Raw genomic sequence first — 25,452 nt, 5'->3', positions numbered from 1 at the left:
TGGAAATATAGATTCATCAAACATAGCTTATTACAACTACTAAATCTAAATTAAATATTCTATATTACACATTAGCTTACTATCTGTGTCGTTATGTAATGAGAAAACCTATCCATCAAAAAACATTTGTATTTTCATTACTCTCTTTATGCTTATCAACATCAGCTCTAGGTGCAGGCTTTAGGCAGCATGGCGCTCATGTGCACGGCTATGTGACATATAATATTGCCCAAGACCATAACCAGTTAATCATTGATATATTTTCTCCGGGAATGGATATTGTCGGTTTTGAACATGACCCGAAAACCACTCAAGAAAAGCAAGCTATACAAAGAGCTATGGAGCTATTTAAAGATTACAGCTCTATTATTGATATTCCATCCCAAGCTCAATGCTCAATAGCAAGCAATAATACCAATATAATAAAATCATCACCAAACGATATTTTATCTAAGAAAGAGAACGGTAAAATACATAACCCCTTTGTCGATCATAGTACCCATGCTAACTTTGAGATTGAATATCTATTTAATTGTGATAATCCAGAACAATTAAACACCATAAGCACCTATTGGTTTCAACACTTCCCAGCTACCAAATTCATTACAGCCAATCATATTACGGACTTAAAACAAGGCGCTGATGAACTGAGTAAAAACCAAACCAAAATTCATATAAACTGATAAAAAACAAAGCCACCTTAAAGGTGGCTTTGTTTTTTTATTCTAATTAACTTTTAAGAGAAAATAGGTGATACACCGTAGCTTGGAACCACAATCAATAATACACCAATTGTAATCAAGAGCAGACCCGCTAAGCTGCGGGCTAATGCTGGCATTACGGCGCTCATTCCTGTGGTTGATGCTTTGGTATAATATTGAATTATCTTACGTCCTGACACGGTCAAAAAAGCAATAGTTGACGTGGTAATTGCTGTCCCAATGGACATTAGAAAAGTGCCAATCACCCCAACCCAATATAAATTGGTTAAATGGGCAAAGAACAGTACTAATATCGCACCGGAGCACGGTCTTAAGCCAATACTCAAAATAATCATAATATATTCTTTAGGCTTAGATATATTATTAAGCTCTGTGGCGTCTGCCGAGTGTTTGTGGCCACAACCACAGTCAGGTCCATGGGTATGTGTAGACTTAGCAGATACGTAGAGTCGCTTAACTGCGCTGTATATTAACTGAGCCCCTAGCACAACGACGACTACGCCACTATATACTGCAAAATCTGATACCGTTGCATTTAACTCACGCATGGTTTGATGAAATATAAACACAAATGCAGACACTAGGGTTACTGCAACGACTGCTTGCACAAGTGCCGAGCAGATCGTAATAAATATACCTGATTTAAACTGGGTATTATTTGTTGCAAGATACGTACTTACTACTACCTTTCCATGGCCGGGACCTAAAGCGTGCAATATTCCATATAGAAAGCAAACACCCAAGATAATCAAAGTCGCATGACTATCTCCGTTGTAGAACTGTTCAGTTAAGTAATCAAGGGACTCTTTTTGAAAGTGAATACTATTAATTAAAATAGTTGGCCATAGGTACCATAAAACAGCGACAACTAACGATAAAGAGATACCGATGCAAAGCATAGGTTTGGCCAAACTTTTAGGTTGCTCAACAACCTCTAGCGGCGTTATTTTATTAATTTTCATTAAAGTTAAGACCCACAACTAAATTTAATGGCTTGAGTGAATACTTTGCCTAATTGATAATCAGGGTTCGCATCCATAGGAATGGTCATTGCTCGGTTAACTTGAGCTGGTGTTGGGTGTGGTTTTATTAACGATGATGTACATTCAGCTGCCATCGTTTTAGAGAACTGAAAATCAGACAATGATTTCCACGACATATCGACATAATATGTCGGATCAAAGATCCTTAAATATAGATCTTTTCCATCAAACAGATAAGGTTTTTTAAGCAGTAGAGTAAAGCTTAATATTGCTTTTCCTTTCTCAACCTTTAATACCGAATGCGTTACTTTTTGATAATCAAATGAGTGTTTATCCGCATCCAAATTAGTAAAGTAATGTGAAGGTACCATATTATCTATTACTGACTTAGATATAGATTGCAGCGTCTGCTTACGATGCTGCGCTGACATATCCTCACCATCGAGCAAATAGGCAGTAGTCATCCTATCAAACGTCCACTCCATCTTAAAACCATCGACAGTTTTGTCCTTGCCAATAACCTGAGTTTTTATGTCTATCCAAGAATGTGGATGGGCCCATACTGAGCTAGAAAAAACTACAGCTATCAGAGATAGGAGATAGAATCGAAATTTTTGTTTGATAGGATTTCTCATATGGCTACTTACTTCATGCTGTTCGCTATTGCATTCACATTATGTTGGAATGCTTTAACATATGTATCTGCTTCGCTAGATACTGACAATGCTTCTGGGTAAAGTTTACCACCGTCTTTAGCACCCGCCGCGTCTGCAATCTGTTTAACCAGTCTTGAATCAGTCTGATCTTCCATAAAGTAAGTATCTACTTTCTCTGCTTTAATCTGATTAATCAGCTGCGCAACATCTTGTGTGCTCGCTTCAGACTCTGTTGAGTAACCTACTGGTGCTAGGAATTCAACACCGTACTCAGCGCCAAAGTAACCAAATGCATCATGGCTAGTTAGAACCTTACGTTTTTGCTTAGGAATGGCATTAAAGGTTTGCTTAGCCCAAGCATCTAGTTGTTGTAGCTGCTTGATGTACTGCTCACCATTTTGTTTAAAATAGCTCGCATCTTCTGGGTCAGCTTCAATCAATGCGTTCATAACATTGGTTGCGTAAGTCACGCCGTTTGCCATGCTATTCCATGCATGCGGGTCAACCATCTTTTCACCATCGTCAATCATGCTACGGCTTTGAATACCAGTCGATGCAGTAATAACCTCACCCTTATAACCCGATGCTTTTACTAAACGATCCTGCCAACCTTCAAGCCCTAACCCGCTCACAAATACTACATCTGCTTTATTAAGGGTAACGCTGTCTTGCGGCGTAGGAGAAAAAGCGTGCGCATCACTTCCTGGGGCAATGAGTGTCGTTACTTGAACGTGCTCACCACCAACTTGCTGCACAATATCGCCTAAAATAGAGAAGCTAGCTACAGCATTTACAGTGCCAGCCATAGCGGCACTACTTGATACTAACGCAAACGTCACACCGGCTAATTTAAGGGCTTTCATAATGTCATCCTAAATAAAGTTATTGTCTAAATATTCCCTTTTTACTTCCAAAGAAAATAGACAGTAGAAAAATAAGTGTTGCAACTAATATTATTGCGGGCCCTGCTGGAATTGACTGATACCACGACCAGGCCAAGCCAAGCAATGAGCTAATAACCCCGAATGTAATCGATATCCCAATCATGCTAGGTAATCTATCCGTCCAGCATCGAGATGATATTGCGGGCAACATCATCAAACCAACCGACATCAAGGTGCCTAGCACTTGAAATCCGGCAATAAGGTTTAATACCACTAACCCCATAAACAATGCATGTATCCACATTGAATAGCGACTAGAGTAAATAGAGAAAAAACTGGCGTTAAATGACTCATATACAATTGCGCGGTAAAAAACAGCGAGTATTAAAAGTGTAATAGTCACCACTACACCAATAAATATGAGTGCGCTATTGTCGACGGCTAATAACGAACCAAATAATAAGTGGATAAGGTCAATGCTGTTCTTACGCAAAGAGACTAAAACAACCCCTAACGCTAGAGAACCAAGATATAGACCTGCAAAGGTTGAATCCTCATTTAGCTTAGCCCTGCTACTGATCCAACTAGAGGCTAAGGCAATAAACAGCCCTGCAAAAAAACCACCTAATCCCATAGAAAGCAAGGACATACCAGAAACTAAGTACCCTATTGCAACGCCTGGTAATACAGCATGCGACAACGCATCACCAACCAAACTCATGCGTCTTAACAGTAGGAAAATACCTAAAGGTGGCAAGCTAAATGATAGTATTATGCAAGCTAATAACGAGCGTCGCATAAAGCCAAATTGGAGATATGCATCAAATATATGAATAGACATTATTACCCGATAACCTTGCCTAAATTTTTATTCTTATAAAAACTAACCTTATTAGTTTCAAATTGAATAATGTTTGAAAAATAATGATCTACCAAGTCTTTATCATGCAGTACTGCGGCGATAGTTTTTCCTTGTTGATGGAGTTCAACAATAAGTTGCAGTAATATTTTCTGAGTTTCTTGGTCAATACCTGTAAATGGTTCATCCATCAGCATTATCGAGGCATCTTGCACCAACATTCGCGCAAACAGCATGCGTTGAAACTGACCGCCAGATAAAAGACTAATGCTTTTCTTTGCTAGGTCTGTAATTCCCGTCTGCTCTAAAGCGAAATAGACTCGTGCTATATCTTTTTTAGATAACCTTCCCATAATGCTCTTACGCGGCCAACATCCCATAGAAACAACTTCGAATACGTTGATAGGAAAGTCCCTATCAATATTAGAATGTTGGGGCAACCAAGCAATATCTCTTTGGCATTCGTTCTTCCAATCGATCTCACCCGATATCGACGGAATAAGGCTACACAATGTCTTTAGCAATGTGGTTTTTCCAACCCCATTGGGGCCAATAATAGCGGTCAGATCCCCTTTCTTAATATCACCAGATATCGTGTAAGGGATAGGGTTATTTTGGTAGCCAACAACTAAATTAGTAACTGATATCATGGCAGAGAGACCGCCCAACGGATGCCAAGCCATAAAACAAGTAGTATCAAGCTTGAAAAGCCGACACGCGCAAGGGCTGACATAGATATTAGATACTTAGCATAGTAATCACTACGCCTTAATTGATTGGTCATAAAACTTCTTACCTCTATTTGCGATACATTGTAACATATCGATGCGCATAGTATTTCACCACTGCGAATTATAATTCACAACACCCCTTCCATATAAACGACTTATATTATTGATTTAAAAAGAAAAATAACGAAGTTACTCATATTGTGAATATTACTTTTACTTTTTGAGTGGTGGGTTTCTAGTTGTAACTCTATCTAATTAAATCAATAAAAAAGGGTATGCATCATCTAGATGCATACCCTTATATTGGTGCTCATTAACGTTACATTATTTAAGCAAACGTCTCAGTTCTTATCGTTACTTTGAGAAGTTCTGAGTCAAGAAGTCAATCCCTGTTCCACCGTTTGCTGTAACCATTTTGAATGATAACCCAGTCGAATTTACCCAACTTGCCATTTCATTCTGGCAATGCCCTGCATGCCCTGCAAAGCTGTTAGCTCCAGCATTATTAAAGGTGGTACTGCTAGGGTTTGCATCTTTAACAGTAGAGTAACCGTATACCGCTTTAAGCGCCCCGCTAAATGGTGCAGAGCCAGTAGTAAATGCATTTTGAGTTTGACCATGCTGTTCAAAGTGCCCTATCTGATTTTTCTGCTGTTGCAGTACGGTATTATCCATTGCGTAGTTATATTCACGCTCACCCCAAGCAACAGGAGAGGCCGCCGATTGCATTCCCGCAGGGAAGCCTGAACCATGCCCTTCACAATAACGCTTCACTGAACGTGCGCAGTTAGATGCAATAATCGTCTGCTGTTTTTGGCTATTAAGGTCTAATCCCTGCGGTATATTGACGATTCGACACCACTTAGGACTTGCAGGAGCGCCACCAGGCTGACTACCAAATACAGTACCAGCAAGCAGTTTCGATTGATTTAGGGTGTTAAAGTCCACCATGCCAGCTGGAATTTGGTTGTATTTAATGCGGCCATTTTCAAGCTTTAAGAAATCTTTACCTGCGCTCTGAGCGCCAGCCTTCCACTGCTCAAGCCACGCCGTACCAAACTGGCTTTGGATATCGCTTTCAATGGCGGAAAGTAGAATTTGATTCGGTTTAAGGCTCGTATGAGTAGTTAGGTCGGTAATGGTTCCGGAATCAACGACGAAGTTAGCATCAATATGTGCATGTGCGAAGTTATAGGAAAACACCTTCGGATTAGTCACTTTGCAGCCACCTGAATATTTATATTCGGTCAATGTACCATCGATGGTCATGCCTTTATTATCGACCACTACCGTCATAGGTAAAGAGCCATAGCAATGCCACTCTTCCGTATGTTTGGTTTTGGCACCGGTATCAGACAAAGTAACAGCATGATCCCCTTCAAAGGTTACTGCTTGCTGCTGAGCTTTGGCTGGTAATTTGGCAAACACTCCGGCTTTTAATACCTTAGCAATCCCATCACTCATACCTGCACTAATGTTTTGTGGCGTAATTTTGTCTTGAGTTGAAAAGAAATAAAGACTGTCTAAGGCGTTATATAGTGGTGAATCGCTACTAAATGCAAAGCCCTGACCCGCAGAACCAACATAGTTATTGATTTGTTTTTGCTGGTCGGCAGACAAATTGGACTTTGGTTTTGAGTCATCAATGTTTCCATTACATGCACTTAAAACCAAGATACTAGACACAACAGCGGTTAACTTTAATAGCTTCATATTCACCCCATTTAACTAAACGAGTTAAATTCTAATGCAAAATAACGCATTATGAAGCTATGTTCTCATATTTGACTATTATCAAAAAAACCGCCTCATATCAGGCGGTTTTGGCTTTTTTGAGGTGAAATATCGTCCGTTTTACGCTCGTTTATGGTGGATGGATTTACGCACTTTTTTATCATGGATCATATCTTGATTCATATCTTGGCTTTGATATGACTCCTGCATATCCTTGCTACTCGACATTTCATTTTCATCTGTAGTGCGTACTCTTTCAGTGCTACTGCCTGATCGATTCTCAGCAAGTAAAGTGGGAGTATTTCCCGTTAGCGTACTTTGTGACAAAGGAGCATCGCTTGCCGAAACTGCAGGTGCGAATGCCACTACCAGTAAAGATAAAAGTGTAATTTTAATGTTCATATGAACGCCCTCCTTAAACTAGGTTAAAGCTTTGAGCGTCCCTATAGTTTAGTACTGCTACGTTTGAATGCCAAAGAAACTGCCTGTGACATTAGCTCACGCCTAGAATTAGGGACTGGTATTAAATACGCCAGCAATCAAAAAAAGATCAAATATGACGCCTGTATAGCACTAATTTGTGCCACTTCCTCAATGAGACCTAGATCACCCAATAAAAACCCGCCATAAAGGCGGGTTCGAAAAACGGCTAACAGTTAGCTATCGTCTTCAGTAAAGTTGGTTGGTAAGGTCTCTTTCATCTCATTCCAGATTTGAGCACTCTCCATACCGTAGCGACGAATTACAGCGGGGATCTTATCACGCTGCCCTTGCTCACAAATCATCAATAGTTCTTTATAGAAGGCAATCGCGAGATCTCGCGCCGCAGGGTTAGAGAAGTAATATGCTCCAACTCGATCATAAAGCTTACGCAGACCATTAAATATCAAACCATATATCTGGTTTCCTGAGTGGAAAGCCAGACGTTGGAACAACATATAGTCGTAGTAGTTAAAGGTTTTAGCGATCAGAATTTCATTACGCTTAAACTCATCTTTTTCATTGTCTTCTTTAACGTTTTGAGCAATTTTATTGGCAAACTCAAAGCTTTCCATAAACGCAGCATGAGATTCAGCCGCCATTAAGGCTTCACATGAATCGATAACGCGATGAATAGTCGCTTCTGATTGTTCTTTATTTACTTTAAATGCATAACGCATAAAGATAGGGCTGATATTACTGCGTGCAGCAAGCAAGCTTTCAACAATACCGGTTGCATTGTCTGCATCCAATGTCATTAAGGTATCCAAAATATGCAAACCAGAGGTTTCCATGAACTGGTTTACCTTAGTTGGCTTACCGTGTTGGATAGTCAGCCAACCATCACGAGCAAGGCGTTGTAAAACTTCACGCAATGTAGTTCGAGTTACCCCTATAAGCTCTGAAAGCTCACGTTCAGCAGGAAGAATAGAACCTGGAGCAAAGCGACCATTCCAGATACTTTCAATAATGTATTTTTCTGCAAAACCCGCAGGGCTCTTTGCCTTAATGACCATAGATAGGTTTAATTTTTTGATTCAAATTAAACTCATCATACCACTTACGTCCCCAATATTTAAGCCAAGTCCGATGAAGTTGTGAGTTAAATCATTCCGATATGGTCAATATTATTCAAGATGATGGGTAACCATAGCTCGCTAAACATTTACCCTACGCATAAAATCTTACGATGTTTAGCACTACTCAACCCACAAACACCAGTCATGGCATTTATTTGCATAATAAAAATTAGTTTACTAAACTAAAAAAATACCGACAACACTTAAAAATCAATCAGTTACAGCAACTTAGTTCATATGAAACAGAAACAGTACATTGTGAGAATCAACCCCTCATCAGGACAAGCATATACTGTATTTTTCTCTGCATATAATAAAAGTTTTGCTATGTTTTATTCAGTAACAAGATCGAGGTCACGCTATGTTATTGACTCACTGTTTTATCCGCGTAAAGTTGCGCCGATAAGTGTAAATATTGAGCCAAAGAATCACCTCTTTTGCTAACTAAATTGGCACTTGAGAATGTTAAGCCTAGAAGAGAACAATTATGCCATTAAGTTTAGGAAATGCTTTTGTTAAGAATTTTCTTGGTAAGGCACCAGACTGGTACAAAGTTACTATCGTTGCCTTCCTAATAATCAACCCTATCGTATTCTTTTATATAGACCCATTTGTTGCCGGTTGGCTGTTAGTGGTTGAATTCATATTTACCTTAGCTATGGCACTAAAATGCTACCCGCTACAACCAGGGGGGTTGTTAGCAATAGAGGCGATAGCTATTGGTATGACCACACCCGAGCTTGTCAAACACGAGCTGGTAGCCAATATAGAGGTTCTACTACTATTGGTATTTATGGTCGCTGGCATCTACTTTATGAAGCAGCTGCTTCTATATATCTTCACTAAAATACTGCTTGGCATTCGCTCTAAGATCCTTCTTTCTGTTGCATTTTGTGCAGCATCTGCTTTTTTGTCAGCCTTCTTAGATGCCTTAACCGTTATCGCTGTAGTTATTGCCGTAGCCGTTGGGTTTTATTCTATCTATCACAAGGTTGTTTCTGGCAAAGGCAATGTGAGTAATCACGACCATACCAAAGATGATGGCCTTAATGAGTTAACCCGTGAAGATTTAGACGACTATCGCGCTTTCTTACGCTCGCTACTCATGCATGCTGGTGTCGGTACAGCCTTAGGCGGAGTAATGACCATGGTGGGTGAGCCGCAAAACCTAATCATTGCCGATCAGGCTGGATGGGAGTTCGGTGAGTTTATCTTACGTATGCTGCCCGTTACCTTACCGGTTCTGTTTATGGGGCTGCTTACTACGGCATTTGTCGAAAAATTCAAGATCTGTGGCTATGGTGCACAGCTACCTGAACACGTACGCAATATTCTGGTGACTTACGATCAAGAGCAAAAGCAGCGCCGCACTAAGCAAGATGTGGCTAAGCTTTGGGTGCAGGGCGCAATCGCAGTGTGGCTTATTATTGGTCTTGCGTTCCACTTGGCTGCCGTTGGGCTTATTGGCCTATCGGTGATTATCTTTGCCACCGCATTTACCGGTATTATTGAAGAGCACGCCTTAGGAAAAGCCTTTGAAGAGGCGCTGCCCTTCACTGCCTTACTAACCGTATTCTTTGCGATTGTAGCCGTTATTATTCAACAAGACTTGTTTGCTCCTATTATCGATGCTGTGCTTGCAGTTGAAGACCAAAACTCACAGCTGGCGCTATTCTATGTTGCTAACGGCTTGCTCTCTATGGTGTCTGACAACGTATTTGTCGGAACGGTATACATTAACGAGGTAAAGGAAGCCCTCGTTAGCGGAGTAATTGATCGCCAACAATTTGACTTGCTCGCAGTGGCTATCAATACCGGAACCAACCTACCATCGGTTGCCACACCGAATGGACAAGCGGCGTTCCTATTCTTGTTAACCTCAACTCTTGCGCCATTAATACGACTATCTTACGGTCGTATGGTGATTATGGCTTTCCCATATACTATCGTATTGGCTATCGTTGGTATGATTGGCATCATGTTCTTCTTAGAGCCTATGTCAGCCATGTTTTTAGATATGGGGTGGATAGGTAATAACCCAATTCCAATAGATAATGCCGTTATACCCGTAGTGCATCATTAACTACAGCTGTGGTAGCTAGGGTTTGTCACGCCGTTTTCGCTGGAACTTTTCAGTAAATGCGCTGACTAACTGAAAAATCTATAAACCGGCGTTTACTCGCTGGTTTTTTATTTTTAAACTGTCTACTTGGCTACGCCCATAACAAATTTGTTAGGAAATTCTAATGCTCGATTATCTTTATCAGTTCTCTCGCAATCGACTTGCATGGTTATTGCTGCTACTCATGGTCACAGGCTTTGAACTGTCTGCACTCTACTTTGAGCATGTCATGCTACTTGCACCATGTGTCATGTGCATCTACGAGCGTGTCGCTATGGTGGGTATTTCTAGTGCCGCGATTATTGGCCTTATTAACCCCAAAAAACCACTGCTTAGATTTATCGGATTAGCCGGTTGGGTGTTTGCCAGTTTCCGTGGTCTGATGCTTGCGTTACAGCATGTGGATTATCAATTTAATCCTTCGCCTTTTAAGACCTGTGATATCTTCGTCAACTTTCCTGACTGGGCGCCTCTTAATCAGTGGATGCCGTGGATGTTTGAAGCATATGGGCAATGTAGCAAGATTGTATGGACCTTCTTAGGGCTCTCTATGCCACAATGGCTAGTCATCATCTTCGGTTCTAGTTTGGCTATCGGGATTGCCTTTGTGTTGTTGCAATTTGTTGGCCTAAAACGTAAGTAGACTTCAGTTCAAAACGCACCTTTGGTTATTACGCAATAATCAAAGGTGCGTTTTAGATTAACTAAGCCCCACAACACTTCTTAAATTTGTTGCCGCTTCCACACGGGCATGGATCATTACGCCCAATCCCCTTAAATGGGTTTAGGGTTTGACTCTTATTACCAATCATTAGCTCATCGGCGGCTTGGGCTACCTCATTGATCATCAAATCAAGTTGTCCCTGATAATCAGCCAGCTGCGGCAACTCTTCATAACCTGCTTGTATCATCTGTTGATGGGTTTGGGTCTCATCCACCAGCAAAGAGAATGTCGTAAGTAGTGCCGAAAGCATTCGCATGCTACCGTCACTAACCTGCAATGCTTGCCAATCTTGCTCGACAATCGGCCATACCGATAAAAAACCTTCGGCTAAATCAGCTAGATTATCTTGGCTTCCAAACCCTAATGCGGAGTATTGGTTTGCTTTAAGCTGTGCATATTGATGATTTATATGCTCAACGATGGTCGCCCTTGCCTCAGCAAACCCCTCTCCATAAAGCTCTGACGCCCAAAGCTCAGGTTCCAGCGGTTTTACGGTTAAGTTTGCCGCTAAAACCGCACCTTCCCAAAAATAAGGGCTCTCCCCTTGATAGCCTTCAGGAAGGCAAATCAAATCGCTCATAGTATCTACTCTGTTCTATTTTTTCCTAAGTATGAGTGAAAAGCCTCACCGCTTCTATAGTGCAAAGCCCTTTGCAAAGAATGTCGATGACATTTTGTGCAAAACCCACTAAAATCCCGCCTCCTGCAAACAAAGGTAGAATGTAATGCGTCTTGTACTCGGCCCCATGGAGGGCGTCCTCGACCACTTAATGCGCGAGATCCTTACTGAGATCAACGACTATGACCTGTGTGTCACCGAGTTCGTGCGTGTCAGTGACCAGTTACTACCCGACCGTTCCTTCTACAAGCTTTGTCCAGAACTCAAACAAGGCTCAAAGACCCGCTCAGGTACTCCTGTGCACCTGCAACTATTGGGACAGCACCCACAATGGATGGCAGAGAATGCCTTTAAAGCCTATGAACTTGGTGCTGCTGGTATTGACCTTAATTTTGGTTGTCCTGCACGCTTGGTAAATAAGAGCAAAGGGGGCGCTGTATTACTCAAAGAACCTGAGCTGATGCACAGTATTATCAAGGCTTGCCGTGACGCTGTACCGAGCAACATTCCGGTTACTGCCAAGATACGCCTTGGTTGGGAAAACCCAGATGATAGCTTCGAGATAGTCAGTGCCGTAGAAAGCGCTGGCGCTTCCGAGCTCACTATTCATGCTCGCACTAAAGCCGGCGGATACCGGGCAGATCAGATCCGTTGGGATTACCTAAATAAGCTTCGCCAACACACAGCTATGCCGTTGATTGCCAATGGTGAGATCTGGAACTACCAAGATGGCCAGCGCTGTATTGAAACTACCGGAATTGATTCTTTAATGGTGTGTCGTGGCGCTTTTAACGTACCCAATTTAGGTAATGTGGTTAAGCACAATCATGCCGTAATGCCATGGTGTGAAGTCGTTGGCTTGCTATTAAGATATTCAGAATACGAAATGAAAGGTGATAAAGGCCTATATTACCCAAATAGAGTCAAGCAGTGGTTTGCTTACTTGCGCCAGCAGTATCCAGAAGCAAAAGAGCTGTTCCACAATATTCGCACCTTTAATCAAGCCGCGCCTATCGTAGAACACATCCAGCACTATTATCAGCAGCTACAAGCTATAGCTGAATAAGCTCGCATCCTAAACCGCCAAGCTGCACCTTAAGCTCACCATCGGCAATTCGATACCCCTGATCATAAAGCAGATAGTGCCCTGTACTCTGCTCTATACCCAGTTGTCAAACCGGCAGCTGGATAGTTGCAGTCTCACCACTGCAGTTTAAAAGCAACACTATCCTCTGCTTGCCCAAGGTTCGTGCAAACGCCACGAGCTTGTCTTGCATATCAAAGAAGATGAGGTCTCCACTCTGTAAGGCTGGGGATTGCCTGCGAAGCATCAGCATCTGTTTAAACACCGGGACCCAAGGTGACTGCGCGACTCGCTCCCACGGAAATGTACGTCGATTGTCAGGGTCATTTTCCCCTTCTAAACCCACTTCGGTTCCGTAATACAAACAAGGCACGCCAATATACGCTATCAAGAATAGCGCAGCTTGCTTCATCCTTTTATCATCTCCTTTGAGCAAGGTAATAAAGCGCGCAGTATCATGGCTATCGAGTTGATTGAGTTGCGCTAGCTGATTGTGCCAAGGCACTTTAGCTTTAGCCTCCAACAGCCAATGCCGAAACTGTTTACTGGACAATTCAATCGGATCATAAGCGATATCTTGTTTGGCAAAAAATGCTCGCATTGGATGTGCAAAACCATAGTAGTTCATCGCGCCATCTTCTTGATCTCCCTGAAGCCAATCTGTGGCCTCGAAGAAGTGCTCACCTAATACTAGGGCTTGTGGATTTTGCTGCTTAGTTGCGCGCCTAAACGCCTTAACATAGTGTGCATTGTTATAAGCGCCCTTTCCTTCACCCAGCATATGGATGACATCAAAGCGCCATCCATCAATGTTATAAGGGGGTTTGAGCCAATGCTTAATAATAGAAGAGTCTGAGCCATAGATAATATTACGCACTTCGGGGTTATCGAAGTTAAGCACAGGCAAGTTAGGCACACCATTCCAACCCTCATAACGCTGCGAGTCGCCATCAAAGAAATAGTAATCACGGTAGGCTGATTCAAGGTTATGATACGCACCCCGCTGGTGTTGCCCGCTTTTATCGAACCAAGGATGCTCCGATGAGGTGTGATTAAATACTGCATCCAACACTATCTTCATCCCTCGACGATGCAACTCTTGGCACAGATCTGCTAGTGGCTGATTCCCCCCTAAGTGGGGATCCACATTAAAGTAGTCGGTAGTATCGTATTTGTGGTTGCTCAATGAGCTAAATACAGGGTTAAGATGTGAACTACTCAGCGACAGCATAGCTGATCACTGAGCTTCTAAGGCAGTTAAGCAAACTGCCTTTTCTGTTTCCTCAGCTCCCAAAGACAACTTTGCCAATGCAAAGACTTTCGTTTTAACGCCTGATTTCTGCTGAGTGCTGGTTGATCTAGTCAACCTGACGACAGTTCCATTCGCCATTAAATCAGATTCACCTATCCGTTGTACTGCTATTGCAGAGGAATAGTCTCGATCACTAAAAGTGCCGCAACTAATGCAGGTGAAATGTCTATCTTTCAACGTCAATCTATGATGTTGACCGCAGTGTGAGCACACACCCGTTGTGCGTTCAAACCGACCAATCTCATGATGTATACCACCTCTCAGCTCAATTTTGTATTTCGCTAAGTCAGATATAACCCCCATGATGTTGTCAGCAATCATCCTGCCGTTGAATTTTTGCATACCCGCCACATTTAGGTCTTCAAACACTACAATATCGCTTTCGTTGGCTATCCGATGAGCGGTTTTATGTGCGAAGTCCATTCGTTTTCTAGCGATTGAACCGTGAAGATTATTTAGACGGGATTTTGTTTTCTTCCAGCGAGCAGAACCTTTCTTTTTTCTAGAAAGCTGTCGCTGTAATCTAGTTAGTTTCTGCTTTGCTTGTTTTAAGTATTTCGGGTTATCAACCGTTAAGCCATTAGATCCGACAACGGTTTGCTTTGAGTTGATGTCGTATCCCGCAATGCTTTTTAGTACCTTCTTCGCTTCGTCACACACCACTTCTTGTGTGAGGCTAACCTCCCACTTCCCGTGTCGGTATTGGACTGTCGCTGTTTTAATTGAGCTAACTAACTTACGGTGCAAGACAATAGGAACAGCCCCAACTTTTGGCAAAGTAATAGTGCCGTTCTCAACTCTAATGCAGTTGTTATTATTTACTGAGCGGTAGCTGTCATTGTGTTGCTTCTTAACTCGATAGCTAACCTTAAACTTTGGGAAGTGTTGGTGGGGCTTCTTTGATGTTCCATTTTTTAACGCTGCGTCTAGGTCTCTGGCGACTTGCTGTGCCGCCCCTGAGTCAAGTGCTTTAACCCATGAAAACTCAGGCAACTTCTTAATTTCCTTAATCTTCGAAGCCATTTCATTGTAGAAAGAAAATGTCTTATCGACTTCGTATTGACGCTGATTCTCAGACAACAGGAAGTTCCATAAACCACGGGCATATGAGCCAAACTCGACGAGTTTTAACTCTTGCTGTGGGCTAGGTTTTAACCTGAAATTGTATCTAAGCGTCTTTTTCATATACTGTATATTAATACAGCATATGGAGGTGTCAAGTATGGAGTATCAACGAAATTCGCACTGTAAGTTTCTAATAGCTATTCATCTCATTTTGGTGGTTAAATATAGGAAGAAACTACTCAAAGGAGGGTTAGGCTTGGTGATGAAGAACTCTCTAATGTCACTCTCTTAAAATTCTGAGTTCGAAATTGAGCAAATGGAAGTAGATCAAGATCATTTACATATCTTAATGACTATCTCTCCACGATACTCCATAAGTCAGCACGTTAGAAGAATTAAGCAACACACAACTAGAGTTGTGTGGCAACTGCATCCTAAGTTAAAGCGGCAATTCTGGAAGGAGAAAACATTCTGGTCTGATGGTTACTTCGCTTGCTCAGTTGGAAACGCCAGTGCTGAAACTGTTAGGAAATACATTCAAGATCAGGGCTAGGCGATTCACCCCAGCGACAGCAGAGCTGATCACTGAGTTTTCTCGCCCACAGCGCTATAAAAAAGCGTGACCCACCACATATTTAGGTATGATCACGCTTTGTAGCAAAAGAATTCGCTCTAGCTAAGCAGCAGCGCGTCGTCGGTTAGCTCTTCGCCTCTCACCTTGCTAAACATCTCAAGTAAATCAGGGACCTGCATATGGGTTCGCTGTTCCCCTGATACATCTAATACAATCTCGCCTTGATGTAGCATGACAGTGCGATCACCGCACGCCAATGCATCTTTCATGGAGTGCGTCACCATCATCGCGGTAAGGTTAAATTCTTTGATAAGGGTCTTAGTCAAATCAATAACGAAGGCGGCCATACGTGGATCTAGTGCAGCGGTATGTTCATCAAGCAATAGTAACTTACTCTCCGAGAGGGTCGCCATGACAAGGCTTATCGCCTGACGTTGTCCCCCTGATAATAACCCGATATTGTCACCAAGGCGGTCTTCTAATCCTAACCCCAAAATAGCAATTCGGTCTTGAAACAACTTACGTCGTTTGCTCGATAGCGCCAATGTCCAGCCTCTGGACATACCGCGTCGACACGCTAGAGCCATATTCTCTTCGATGGTCAAATCACCACAGGTTCCTGCCAACGGGTCCTGAAACACTCGCGCACAAAGATTAGCGCGCTGATCGACACGGCGGCGGGTAACATCGATACCATCGATAACCACCTGCCCACCTATCATAGGAGTCTCACCCGTTACTGCGCCTAATAGCGTCGACTTACCAGCACCATTGGAGCCAATTACGGTCAAAAACTCATGTTCGGGCACGATAAGATCAACCCCGCGCAATGCGCGGTTCTCTAAAATCGTTCCAGGATTAAAGGTTACTTGAATATTCTTAAGCTCTATCATGTACCCTCCGTGGTATCGCGAGCGATTTTTATTTGTTGCTTAGCCTTATATTGCGCTTTCATTTTTGGTGCAATCAAAGCCACTGCAACCAGTACTGCTGTCACTAGATTAAGGTCTGACGCCTGTAATCCAAACATGCCCGAACTCAAAGCGAAAGCGACCGCAAGGCGATACAAAACCGAACCGATAATCACAGCGCACACCGCCACCCAAATTTTTCTACCCGGGATGAGGGTCTGTCCTAAAATAACAGCGGCAAGACCAACCACAATGGTGCCCACGCCTGAGGTAACATCGGCAAAGCTATTGGTTTGAGCGAATAAGGCTCCCGCAAAGCCGACGAAGGCATTTGATAATACCAACCCAAAGTAGGTATAAAATGCGGTACTGCCACCTTGGGCTCGTACCATACGCGCATTCACCCCTGTAGCTCGTAGCCCAAGACCAAAATCACTATTGAGTAAACGGATAATAAAAAAGGCGGAAAACAGAACCAAGACCCCTACGACTAAGGGACGGATAAACATCCCATCACTAATGGACTCAAATGGCGTAAGTATGGTGTCCTCACCTAATAGGGCTATATTGGGGCGTCCCATAATCCGAATGTTAATTGAGAATGCAGCAATCATGGTTAGGATTGAAGCCAGCAGGTGCAAGATGCCACAGCGTACAGCTAGAAATGCTGTCACCCAGCCCGTCATACCGCCGGCAACTATCGCCATCCCAGTAGCAAGCCAAGGGTTGATCCCAGCGACAATAGCGGTGGCCGCTACTGCTGCCCCCATAGGGAACGAACCATCAACACTTAGGTCCGGAAAATCGAGCACCCGGAAAGTAAGATAAACCCCAAGGGCCACTAGGCCATAAATCAGGCCAATCTCAAGTGCGCCCAAAAACGCAAAAGCAGACATACAAACTCCTTTTCTGCCTAAAGGTTGATAAGCCTTCGTTAACGGATTAATCGCGCCAATCAACCTAAATAAAATGCGAGGCGCTCCAGCCTCGCATTATTCAACTACTTAACACTCGTAGCACGCGCCAATACTGACTGAGGAATAGTAACGCCTAGCTTCTGAGCGGCTGTTTTATTCACCACTAGATCAGACCCTTTCGCCACTTTAACATCGAGTTCACCTGGCTTCTTACCGTCTAAGATCTGTGCAACATAGTCTGCGGTTTGCACCCCAATTTGATAGTAATCAAATCCTAGACTGGCAATCGCACCACGCTCAACATATGAGGTTGCCGCCCCAAACACAGGGGTTTTAGTTTGGTTAGCAGCCACTATCATGCCTTCTATTGCACTGGCAACCGTGTTGTCGATAAGCGCATAGATTACATCTGACTTCTCCGCAATCGCTTGAGTCGCACTTTGTACATCTGCGCTCTTAAGTGCTGTCGCTTCTACAAGTGTCAATCCATGCTTGTCTGCGCTCTCTTTTAATAGCGCAATCAAGCTCACAGCATTGGCTTCACCTGGGTTATATACAACGCCCAGTGTTTTCGTATCTGGGAACATCTCTTTGATGAGTTCAACGTGTTGCTCTACTGGCGACAAATCAGATAAACCCGTTACATTTTTCCCCGGTTGCTTTAACTGTTTGACCAGCTTTGCTCCTACTGGATCGGTAACTGCGGTAAATACAACCGGTATGTCACGGGTTGCAGAAACCAGCGCCTGTGCCGTCGGAGTCGCGATACCTACTAATACATCTGGGCGCTCTCCAACATATTGGCGAGCGATCTGTACCGCAATCGCCGGATTGCCTTGTGCTGTTTTATAATCAAACTCTAGATTTTTTCCCTGCTCATAACCGTGTGCCTTAAGGCCATCAACTAGTCCTTTGCGGGTCGCATCAAGTGCTGGGTGTTCAACGATCTGTGAAACGGCTACCTTTGCGGTTTTAGCCATAACACTGGTACTTGTTAGTAAAGTGGCACCAATCAAGCAAGCTGCTGCAATTATGTTGTTTGTTTTCATCTTATCTCCTTGATGTAACAACCATTGGGTTGAAAGTCCTTAATCTGTACCTTGATAGAAAGTGCAGAAAACTTAACCATTATTAGCAGTTATTGTGATGCGAATCTAGGTGCATAATGCATTTGTAGTGAGATTTTATGTGAAAGCTTAGTGAACTACTCAGCGACAGCAGAGCTGATCACTGGATTTTCTCGCCCAAAGCGCTATAAATAGAGAGTTGAACCTGAATATTGAGCAAGAGAGCCATCTCAATTTACGGTAAAGAAAGTGCCCATAAACAACAAAGCATCCGATAAAGGATGCTTTGTTGTTTATACTAGAACCAGCGCTCTAATGCGTTTTTATCGAGCTGGCGAAATGCCCGATTGAGAAGCTGAGCCAGCTCTTTATATCGTGGTTTGTTCTTGGGCGGCTCTAAAGCTGCGCCTGTATCTGCTATTTTTTGATGAATTTCACGATACCACACCACCAGTGATGGCGGCAGCTGAGTTTTAGAACGATTTCCTAGCCACCAAAAGCCCTGTATCGGCAAGCTCAAAGCAAACAAAGCAATAATGATAGCTTGAGGTAAACCATTAGCGTTGTGGAATGACAGTTGAGTTAACACACTGATAGCCGCCACCGCTGGCATTACCTTAATACCAAAGCGCGTTGCTGTGATAATTCGATGCTCAGGGAAAAGAGAAACCAACTCTTTTCGCATTGGCCAAGTCTCCATGTAGACCTGCCCCTCTTTTAACTTATGCAGCATACTCGTTTTCTCAATCATATCGTTTCTTGTAAAAAAAGTTTAAGATTTAAAAAAAACACATAAAAAATTGATAATGAATAAGGAATTTCCAATTTTTTTTGTTATATTTCCCCAATATCGCTATTCTTGTCCGCGATTCTAGAGCTTCGACTCTCTACCTACATATTAGGCGAGAGCGAGGTTCAAGCGCAAGGAATGTAATCGTATTACGGATAGCAAAGGGATTATTGCATTTGCATATTGAGAGATGAAACATACTAAAAATTTCGTCTACTCTTGAATACTAAATTCATTATGTCTGAATTGTTCAGATAATAAACAGGTAACCAATCATGTCAAAACTAGTTTTAGTTTTAAACTGCGGTAGTTCATCTCTGAAGTTCGCAATTGTTGATGCGGAAAATGGTGATGAGCACCTAACCGGTCTTGCTGAATGTCTACACCTTCCAGAAGCGCGTATCAAGTGGAAACTGGATGGCAAACATGAAGCTGAACTAGGTAATGGTGCAGCTCACGACGAAGCATTGTCTTTCATCGTAGACACTATCCTAGCTTCTAAACCAGAACTATCTGCTAGCCTAAAAGCTGTTGGCCACCGTGTAGTTTCTGGTGGTGAGAAATTCACTGAATCAGCACTTGTGACTGACACAGTAGTTAAAGGTATCGAAGACTGCGTATCTCTTGCTCCACTGCACAACCCGGCGGCTATCGTAGGTATTAAAGCAGCGCAAAAAGCATTCCCTAGTCTACCAATGTCTGTTGTATTCGATACAGCATACCACCAGACTATGCCTCAAGAAGCATACCTATACGCAATCCCGTACAACCTATACAAAGACCACGGTATCCGTCGCTACGGTGCTCACGGTACTTCTCACCTATTTATCGCTCGTGAAACTGCTGAGCGCCTAAATAAGCCAGCTAATGAACTAAACATCATTAACTGCCACCTAGGTAACGGCGCATCTGTATGTGCAATTAAAAACGGTGAGTGTGTAGATACTTCTATGGGTCTGACTCCACTTGAAGGTCTAGTAATGGGTACTCGTTGTGGTGATATCGACCCTGCGGTTATCTTTTACCTACACGACTCTCTAGGCTACACAGTTGATCAAATCAACACTATGATGACAAAAGAGTCTGGCCTACAAGGTCTGACTCAAGTGACCTCTGATTGCCGTTATGTTGAAGATAACTACGGTAAAACAGAAGAAGCAACACGTGCAATGGACGTGTTCTGTCACCGCCTAGCAAAATACGTTGCGGGTTACACTGCAACCCTAGATGGCCGCCTAGACGCTATCGTATTTACTGGTGGCATCGGCGAAAACTCTGGTCCAATCCGCGAGATGGTTCTTAACCGCCTAAGCATCTTTGGTATCGAAGTTGACGGCGAAGCAAACCTTAAAGCTCGCTTTGGTAAAGAAGGTGTTATTACCTCTGAAAGCAGCCGCATCCCAGCAATGGTTGTCTCTACTAACGAAGAGCTAATCATTGCAGAAGACACAGCTCGTTTAGCTGGTCTTTAATAACGTAAACAGGTGAGGATTTCCTCACCTGTTTTCTTTTGGCTCAGCTCCCCCAAGCTGGCTCTTATTTACATATATCCCGAGGTCTTCAGACTATGTCTCGTACCATTATGCTTGTCCCAATCAGCGCTGGTGTAGGTCTTACCAGTGTTAGCATGGGTGTTATTCGTGCTATGGAACGCAAAGGTGTAAACGTTTCGTTTTACAAACCAATTGCTCAACCACGCACAGGTGGCAGTCAGCCAGATCTAACTTCAACCATTCTTGAATCAAATAACGATATCAAGATTGGTGTTTCTACTCCTATGGACGAAGCGCAAGCGCTTATCCGTAACGAGAAGATGGACGTTCTACTAGAAACTATCGTTGAGCGTTTCAACCAAGTTAACGACGCAGATGTAACGCTTATCGAAGGTCTAGTACCTACTCGTAAGCATCCTTTTGCTAACAAGGTTAACGAAGAGATCGCTAGCACTCTAGGTGCTGAAATTGTATTTGTTGCAACCCCTGGCACATACAACTCAGCGCAACTTGCAGAGCGTATCGAGGTTGCTGTTTCAAACTTCGGCGGTAAGAAAAACAAAAACATCTCTGGTGTTATCGTTAACAAACTTAACGCTCCTGTTGATGAAGCGGGTCGTACTCGTCCAGATCTATCTGAGATCTTCGATGAAAACGATGCAGCTCAACAAGCGAACGTTAAAGCGATGGAAATCATCAATTCTAGCCCAGTACGCGTGCTAGGTTGTGTGCCTTGGAGTGTAGAGCTTATCGCGACTCGTGCGATTGATATGGCTAAACACCTAAATGCTGATTTCATCAACCAAGGTGATGCTGCGACTCGTCGCATTAAGAGCATTACTTTCTGTGCACGTTCACTACCAAACATGATCGAGCACTTTAAACCAGGTTCTTTACTTGTAACCTCAGCAGATCGCCCAGACGTTATCGTTGCGGCATCTCTTGCTGCAATGAATGGCGTAGACATTGGTGCTATCCTTCTAACTGGCGGTTATGACATCCCTGAATCTATTGCTGATCTATGTAAACCTGCTTTTGACACTGGCCTACCGCTATTCAAAGCACAAGGTAATACTTGGCAGACTTCGCTAAACCTTCAAAACTTCAGCCTAGAAGTTCCAGCTGACGATAAAGAGCGCATTGAGTTCGTTAACGAGCACGTTGCTAGCCATATCGATGGTCCTTGGGTTGACTCTCTAACTGAAGGTGCGGTTGCATCTCGTCGTCTAAGCCCACCAGCATTCCGCTTCCAGCTTACTGAGTTTGCACGTCGTGCCAACAAGCGCGTCATCCTTCCTGAAGGTGATGAGCCTCGCACAGTTAAGGCTGCGGCTATCTGTGCTGAGCGTGGTATTGCTGAATGTGTGCTGCTAGGTAACCCTGAAGAGATCAAACGTGTTGCTGCTCAACAAGGTGTTGAACTTGGCGCTGGCGTTAAGATCATCAACTCTGATGAAGTACGTGAAAACTACGTTGCTCGTCTAGTTGAGCTTCGTGGTAAGAAAGGTATGACTGAAGTTGTTGCTCGTGAAAAACTTCAAGACTCAGTATTCCTTGGTACTATGATGTTAGAGAACAATGAAGTTGACGGCCTAGTTTCTGGTGCTGTTCACACTACAGCGAACACTATCGTTCCTCCGTTCCAAATCATCAAAACAGCACCTGATGCTTCTATCGTATCTTCAATCTTCTTCATGCTTCTGCCTGACCAAGTATTGGTATACGGTGACTGTGCGATCAACCCAGATCCAACAGCTGAGCAACTTGCTGAGATCGCTATCCAATCAGCTGACTCTGCCGCTGCGTTTGGCGTAGAACCTCGCGTTGCTATGATCTCATACTCTACTGGTGAATCTGGTAAAGGTGCAGACGTAGATAAAGTACGTGAAGCAACTAAACTTGCACAAGCTAAACGTCCTGATCTTATCATCGACGGTCCTCTTCAATACGATGCGGCTATCATGGAAAACGTTGCAGCTTCTAAAGCTCCAAACTCTCCAGTAGCAGGTAAAGCAACTGTATTTGTATTCCCAGACCTAAACACTGGTAACACAACTTACAAAGCGGTACAACGTAGTGCTGACCTAGTATCTATCGGTCCAATGCTGCAAGGTATGCGCAAGCCAGTAAATGACTTGTCTCGTGGCGCACTTGTTGACGATATCGTATACACCATCGCTCTAACTGCTATCCAAGCAGGCCAATAAGCTTTATTGGTAGTTCGATAAATAAAAGGGACGGCAATTGCCGTCCTTTTTTATGCCTGTAAGTTTTTAATCACTAAAGCTCGATTCGATGGCAATACTTAGCAACCAAAAAAAAGGCCAGTCATCAGACTGGCCTAGTTATAGCGGTAATATTGGTTATTGAATACCAACAATCAACCATGGTGCATTAGGTGCGCTTAAGTCGCGCTCTAGGTGCCATACGTCATTGATATCTTCTTCAGTACCTTCATCGCTATCTCTATAGCGACCAGTAAACTGAATACTCAACTGCGCCTTAGAGGCATCATGATCAGCGCGTACAATCTCAGCATCCACGTACATCACTTCAGTATGCTGCTCACCTGAATAACTGGCACGTTCAGCTTTTAGATCAGCAAACAATGCTGGCGCTACGTACTCTTCAATAGTGTGCAGTTCATTATGATTCCATGCACCTTGCAATATGCGATAGTGCTCGCGAGAGCCATGCACAAATGCCGCCTGATCAAACCCAGGTGGGTAATTGTGTGGAATATCCGATTGACCACTCGCACCAAAACCACCTTGATTAGCCGTATTTTCGGTTTGGAAATCAGGTGTTGCTTGTCGAAACTGGCTGTCATGTTGCGGACCATTTGAATAAGCTGGACGCTGCTGATTCATGCTTCCCGCTTTTGAGCCAAGCATGCCGCGTAAAAACTTAAAGGCAAAGAATGCAATCAGACCCATGATTAAGATATCCATAAACTGAATACCCTCAAAGGCTCCGCCGAAGAAAGCGGCTAGCAAACCGCCGGCCAACAATCCCCCCATAAGTCCGCCCATTAATCCACCTCGTTTAGAAGTCGAGTTATTGGTGCCCTTATTATTTAGTGTATTGGTATTCGTTGGTTGAGCCTTAGGTGCTGGTGCAGTTTTAAAGCTCTTGCCAAATGACTTACCGCCACCAAAGCGCTTGGCTTCTGTTATCGGTGAAAACACCATAGATACAGAGACCAGTAGCATTGCCATAATTGAGAAAATTCGTTTCATAATATCTCTTTATTGTAAAAGTTAAGCCATAGTACCTATTAGAACACAACAATCAAACTTGGTTTCATGCTCTAAATGTTAAAAAATATTGCAATCTTGCTCTAATTCACACTCTGCTTATTTCATAATTGAATATAGATATTACTAAATAGAATTTCGAATACTATGCAAGGTGCAATAGTCGCATCCCTTTTCAGGGACAGTTATCATATCCAGCTCCAATAACTTTACGGTTGATTAACACTCATGCGCCATATTACAGCCAAGCACATTCCATTTTTTGTTGCTCTTATTGTGTGCTTTACTCCATGGCTAAGCTCACCCACAGCTCTAGTTCTAGGCTTAATCCTTTCCCAGCTTGGTCTTGTGCCAAATACTTTGCCAATTGCAACCTGGACAAAAAAACTATTGAGTTATTCCATTATTGGTCTGGGTTTTGGTATCTCTCTGTCAGAAGCATTAAAGGCAACCAGTAGTGGTATCGGCTTAATCATGACCACCATATTTGCAACCCTATTCCTAGGCACTTGGGTTGCAATGAAGATCGGACTGGATAAGAAAACGGGCTATCTGATCTCAAGTGGTACTGCTATTTGTGGTGGTAGCGCGATTGCAGCTGTTTCTCCAGCAATTAATGCTAATGCCAATCAAACGGGCTTAGCACTGGCTACTGTGTTTATATTGAATTCCATTGCCCTTTTTGTATTCCCTATCATTGGGCATGCTCTGCATATGGATCAACATACCTTCGGTATGTGGGCGGCCATTGCGATACACGATACCTCATCGGTTGTAGGTGCTGCGGGTAGCTATGGTGAAGAGGCACTCAAGGTTGCTACAACCTTAAAACTGGCGCGAGCACTATGGATTATCCCAGTCGCATTTTTAAGTGCATGGTATTTTGGAAAGGGTAGCAAAAAAATTAAGGTGCCAGTATTCATCTTCTTATACATTGCCGCCGTTGTAATAAGTGATCTGCTACCTCAATTTGCTGACTTTTACCAGCTCACATTCTCGGTGGCAAAGCAGACACTGGTCGCTTGCTTATTCTTAATAGGTTCGGCGATATCATTTGAGCAAATCAAAGAAGCTGGTTTAAAACCGCTCCTATTTGGTGTCGGCCTATGGATTACGATATCTGCTGGCTCTTTGATGTGGTTGCTATAACACTTTATCGTATTGATTGGTGCGGATTCTAGAAGCCATTCGTAGGCTCGCTTTTTTAGGTGAGCCTACTCTAAATGCTAGCCACAACACCAACCCAAAGCTGATTGCATTGGCGATAGAGCCGAGTAAGCCGTGGTCGAGCGTCGCCACAATCAAGCTCGCTGCAATCCCTGCCCATATCCATCTCATCATTTCTCTCCAAACTGCCTTATTTAGAGAGATTATGCGCTTCAATTTGAG

The 25,452-nt window shown here is 43.1% G+C and carries 25 protein-coding genes and 1 pseudogene; 8 read left to right on the top strand and 18 right to left on the bottom strand.

Going from position 1 to position 25,452, the window contains the following annotated elements; genetic code table 11:
- Positions 1–98 precede the first annotated feature (98 nt).
- Complete coding sequence (locus OCU28_RS03300; protein ID WP_261816924.1) at positions 99–683, top strand: DUF2796 domain-containing protein; 585 nt, start codon at positions 99–101, stop codon at positions 681–683.
- 53 nt (positions 684–736) lie between these two features.
- Here OCU28_RS03300 and OCU28_RS03295 read toward each other — a convergent pair whose 3' ends face one another.
- From OCU28_RS03295 to fadR, 9 genes are all read right to left on the bottom strand, one after another.
- The gene (locus OCU28_RS03295) at positions 737–1,684 is read right to left on the bottom strand and encodes a nickel/cobalt transporter (protein ID WP_261816923.1); all 948 of its coding nucleotides are present in this window, start codon (positions 1,682–1,684) and stop codon (positions 737–739) included.
- A gap of 5 nt (positions 1,685–1,689) precedes the next feature.
- Positions 1,690–2,340: a DUF1007 family protein gene (locus OCU28_RS03290; RefSeq protein ID WP_261816922.1), complete on the bottom strand. Its 651-nt coding sequence runs from the start codon at positions 2,338–2,340 to the stop codon at positions 1,690–1,692.
- Positions 2,341–2,348: 8 nt separating this feature from the next.
- Positions 2,349–3,224: a metal ABC transporter solute-binding protein, Zn/Mn family gene (locus tag OCU28_RS03285; protein ID WP_261816921.1), complete on the bottom strand. Its 876-nt coding sequence runs from the start codon at positions 3,222–3,224 to the stop codon at positions 2,349–2,351.
- A 19-nt stretch (positions 3,225–3,243) separates the two neighbouring features.
- Complete coding sequence (locus OCU28_RS03280; protein WP_261816920.1) at positions 3,244–4,086, bottom strand: metal ABC transporter permease; 843 nt, start codon at positions 4,084–4,086, stop codon at positions 3,244–3,246.
- A 2-nt stretch (positions 4,087–4,088) separates the two neighbouring features.
- On the bottom strand, positions 4,089–4,754 hold the full coding sequence (locus tag OCU28_RS03275) for a metal ABC transporter ATP-binding protein (RefSeq protein ID WP_261816919.1): 666 nt from the start codon (positions 4,752–4,754) through the stop codon (positions 4,089–4,091).
- Positions 4,751–4,888, bottom strand: a complete 138-nt coding sequence (locus OCU28_RS03270) for a hypothetical protein (RefSeq protein WP_261816918.1) — start codon at positions 4,886–4,888, stop codon at positions 4,751–4,753. Before OCU28_RS03270 ends, OCU28_RS03275 begins: the two co-directional genes overlap by 4 nt.
- A gap of 301 nt (positions 4,889–5,189) precedes the next feature.
- Positions 5,190–6,548, bottom strand: a complete 1,359-nt coding sequence (locus OCU28_RS03265) for a hypothetical protein (protein ID WP_261816917.1) — start codon at positions 6,546–6,548, stop codon at positions 5,190–5,192.
- A gap of 141 nt (positions 6,549–6,689) precedes the next feature.
- Complete coding sequence (locus tag OCU28_RS03260; RefSeq protein ID WP_261816916.1) at positions 6,690–6,971, bottom strand: hypothetical protein; 282 nt, start codon at positions 6,969–6,971, stop codon at positions 6,690–6,692.
- 254 nt (positions 6,972–7,225) lie between these two features.
- Complete coding sequence (gene fadR, locus OCU28_RS03255; RefSeq protein WP_261816915.1) at positions 7,226–8,065, bottom strand: fatty acid metabolism transcriptional regulator FadR; 840 nt, start codon at positions 8,063–8,065, stop codon at positions 7,226–7,228.
- 550 nt (positions 8,066–8,615) lie between these two features.
- On the opposite strand from fadR, the gene nhaB reads away from it, so the two are divergent.
- Together nhaB and dsbB are read left to right on the top strand one after the other, a co-directional pair.
- Positions 8,616–10,211 carry a Na(+)/H(+) antiporter NhaB gene (nhaB, locus tag OCU28_RS03250; protein ID WP_261816914.1) on the top strand — a complete coding sequence of 532 codons (1,596 nt, stop codon included), beginning with the start codon at positions 8,616–8,618 and terminating at the stop codon, positions 10,209–10,211.
- A gap of 163 nt (positions 10,212–10,374) precedes the next feature.
- Complete coding sequence (gene dsbB, locus OCU28_RS03245) at positions 10,375–10,893, top strand: disulfide bond formation protein DsbB (RefSeq protein WP_261816913.1); 519 nt, start codon at positions 10,375–10,377, stop codon at positions 10,891–10,893.
- A gap of 61 nt (positions 10,894–10,954) precedes the next feature.
- Here the strand turns inward: dsbB and OCU28_RS03240 are convergent, their stop codons facing one another.
- Positions 10,955–11,554, bottom strand: coding sequence for a YecA/YgfB family protein (locus OCU28_RS03240; protein WP_261816912.1), 600 nt, complete (start codon positions 11,552–11,554; stop codon positions 10,955–10,957).
- A gap of 145 nt (positions 11,555–11,699) precedes the next feature.
- Between OCU28_RS03240 and dusC the strand changes: the two genes are divergently transcribed.
- Positions 11,700–12,659, top strand: coding sequence for a tRNA dihydrouridine(16) synthase DusC (gene dusC / locus OCU28_RS03235; RefSeq protein WP_261816911.1), 960 nt, complete (start codon positions 11,700–11,702; stop codon positions 12,657–12,659).
- A gap of 106 nt (positions 12,660–12,765) precedes the next feature.
- Here the strand turns inward: dusC and malZ are convergent, their stop codons facing one another.
- Together malZ and OCU28_RS03225 are read right to left on the bottom strand one after the other, a co-directional pair.
- Positions 12,766–13,908 carry a maltodextrin glucosidase gene (gene malZ, locus OCU28_RS03230; protein WP_390623791.1) on the bottom strand — a complete coding sequence of 381 codons (1,143 nt, stop codon included), beginning with the start codon at positions 13,906–13,908 and terminating at the stop codon, positions 12,766–12,768.
- A gap of 6 nt (positions 13,909–13,914) precedes the next feature.
- A complete protein-coding gene (locus OCU28_RS03225; RefSeq protein ID WP_261816910.1) occupies positions 13,915–15,174 on the bottom strand; it encodes an RNA-guided endonuclease InsQ/TnpB family protein in 1,260 nt (419 codons plus the stop codon).
- A gap of 37 nt (positions 15,175–15,211) precedes the next feature.
- Between OCU28_RS03225 and tnpA the strand changes: the two are divergent.
- Positions 15,212–15,607 (top strand): annotated as a pseudogene (tnpA, locus tag OCU28_RS16175) (IS200/IS605 family transposase).
- Positions 15,608–15,726: 119 nt separating this feature from the next.
- Here tnpA and OCU28_RS03220 read toward each other — a convergent pair.
- The 4 genes from OCU28_RS03220 to yfbV all read right to left on the bottom strand — a co-directional run bounded on the left by OCU28_RS03220 (position 15,727) and on the right by yfbV (position 19,274).
- Complete coding sequence (locus OCU28_RS03220) at positions 15,727–16,521, bottom strand: ABC transporter ATP-binding protein (RefSeq protein WP_261816909.1); 795 nt, start codon at positions 16,519–16,521, stop codon at positions 15,727–15,729.
- A complete protein-coding gene (locus OCU28_RS03215) occupies positions 16,518–17,435 on the bottom strand; it encodes an ABC transporter permease (protein ID WP_261816908.1) in 918 nt (305 codons plus the stop codon). The genes OCU28_RS03220 and OCU28_RS03215 overlap by 4 nt, the downstream gene beginning before the upstream one ends.
- Positions 17,436–17,539: 104 nt before the next feature.
- Positions 17,540–18,505, bottom strand: coding sequence for an ABC transporter substrate-binding protein (locus OCU28_RS03210; RefSeq protein ID WP_261816907.1), 966 nt, complete (start codon positions 18,503–18,505; stop codon positions 17,540–17,542).
- Between the two features lie 316 nt (positions 18,506–18,821).
- Positions 18,822–19,274, bottom strand: coding sequence for a terminus macrodomain insulation protein YfbV (yfbV, locus tag OCU28_RS03205; protein ID WP_261816906.1), 453 nt, complete (start codon positions 19,272–19,274; stop codon positions 18,822–18,824).
- Positions 19,275–19,588: 314 nt separating this feature from the next.
- Between yfbV and OCU28_RS03200 the strand changes: the two genes are divergently transcribed.
- A complete protein-coding gene (locus OCU28_RS03200) occupies positions 19,589–20,785 on the top strand; it encodes an acetate kinase (protein ID WP_261816905.1) in 1,197 nt (398 codons plus the stop codon).
- Positions 20,786–20,880: 95 nt separating this feature from the next.
- The gene (gene pta / locus OCU28_RS03195) at positions 20,881–23,013 is read left to right on the top strand and encodes a phosphate acetyltransferase (protein ID WP_261816904.1); all 2,133 of its coding nucleotides are present in this window, start codon (positions 20,881–20,883) and stop codon (positions 23,011–23,013) included.
- A 156-nt stretch (positions 23,014–23,169) separates the two neighbouring features.
- Here pta and OCU28_RS03190 read toward each other — a convergent pair whose 3' ends face one another.
- Entirely contained in the window at positions 23,170–24,045 is an 876-nt protein-coding gene (locus OCU28_RS03190; protein WP_261816903.1) for a Tim44 domain-containing protein, read from the bottom strand.
- Positions 24,046–24,291: 246 nt separating this feature from the next.
- Between OCU28_RS03190 and OCU28_RS03185 the strand changes: the two genes are divergently transcribed.
- A complete protein-coding gene (locus OCU28_RS03185; protein WP_261816902.1) occupies positions 24,292–25,212 on the top strand; it encodes a YeiH family protein in 921 nt (306 codons plus the stop codon).
- Here OCU28_RS03185 and OCU28_RS03180 read toward each other — a convergent pair.
- The gene (locus OCU28_RS03180) at positions 25,207–25,404 is read right to left on the bottom strand and encodes a hypothetical protein (protein WP_261816901.1); all 198 of its coding nucleotides are present in this window, start codon (positions 25,402–25,404) and stop codon (positions 25,207–25,209) included. The genes OCU28_RS03185 and OCU28_RS03180 overlap by 6 nt on opposite strands.
- Positions 25,405–25,452 lie beyond the last annotated feature (48 nt).

It is taken from the genome of Vibrio gallicus (assembly GCF_024346875.1).
GTDB classification, from domain to species: domain Bacteria; phylum Pseudomonadota; class Gammaproteobacteria; order Enterobacterales; family Vibrionaceae; genus Vibrio; species Vibrio gallicus.
This window is presented reverse-complemented; position numbering and strand designations above follow the sequence as displayed.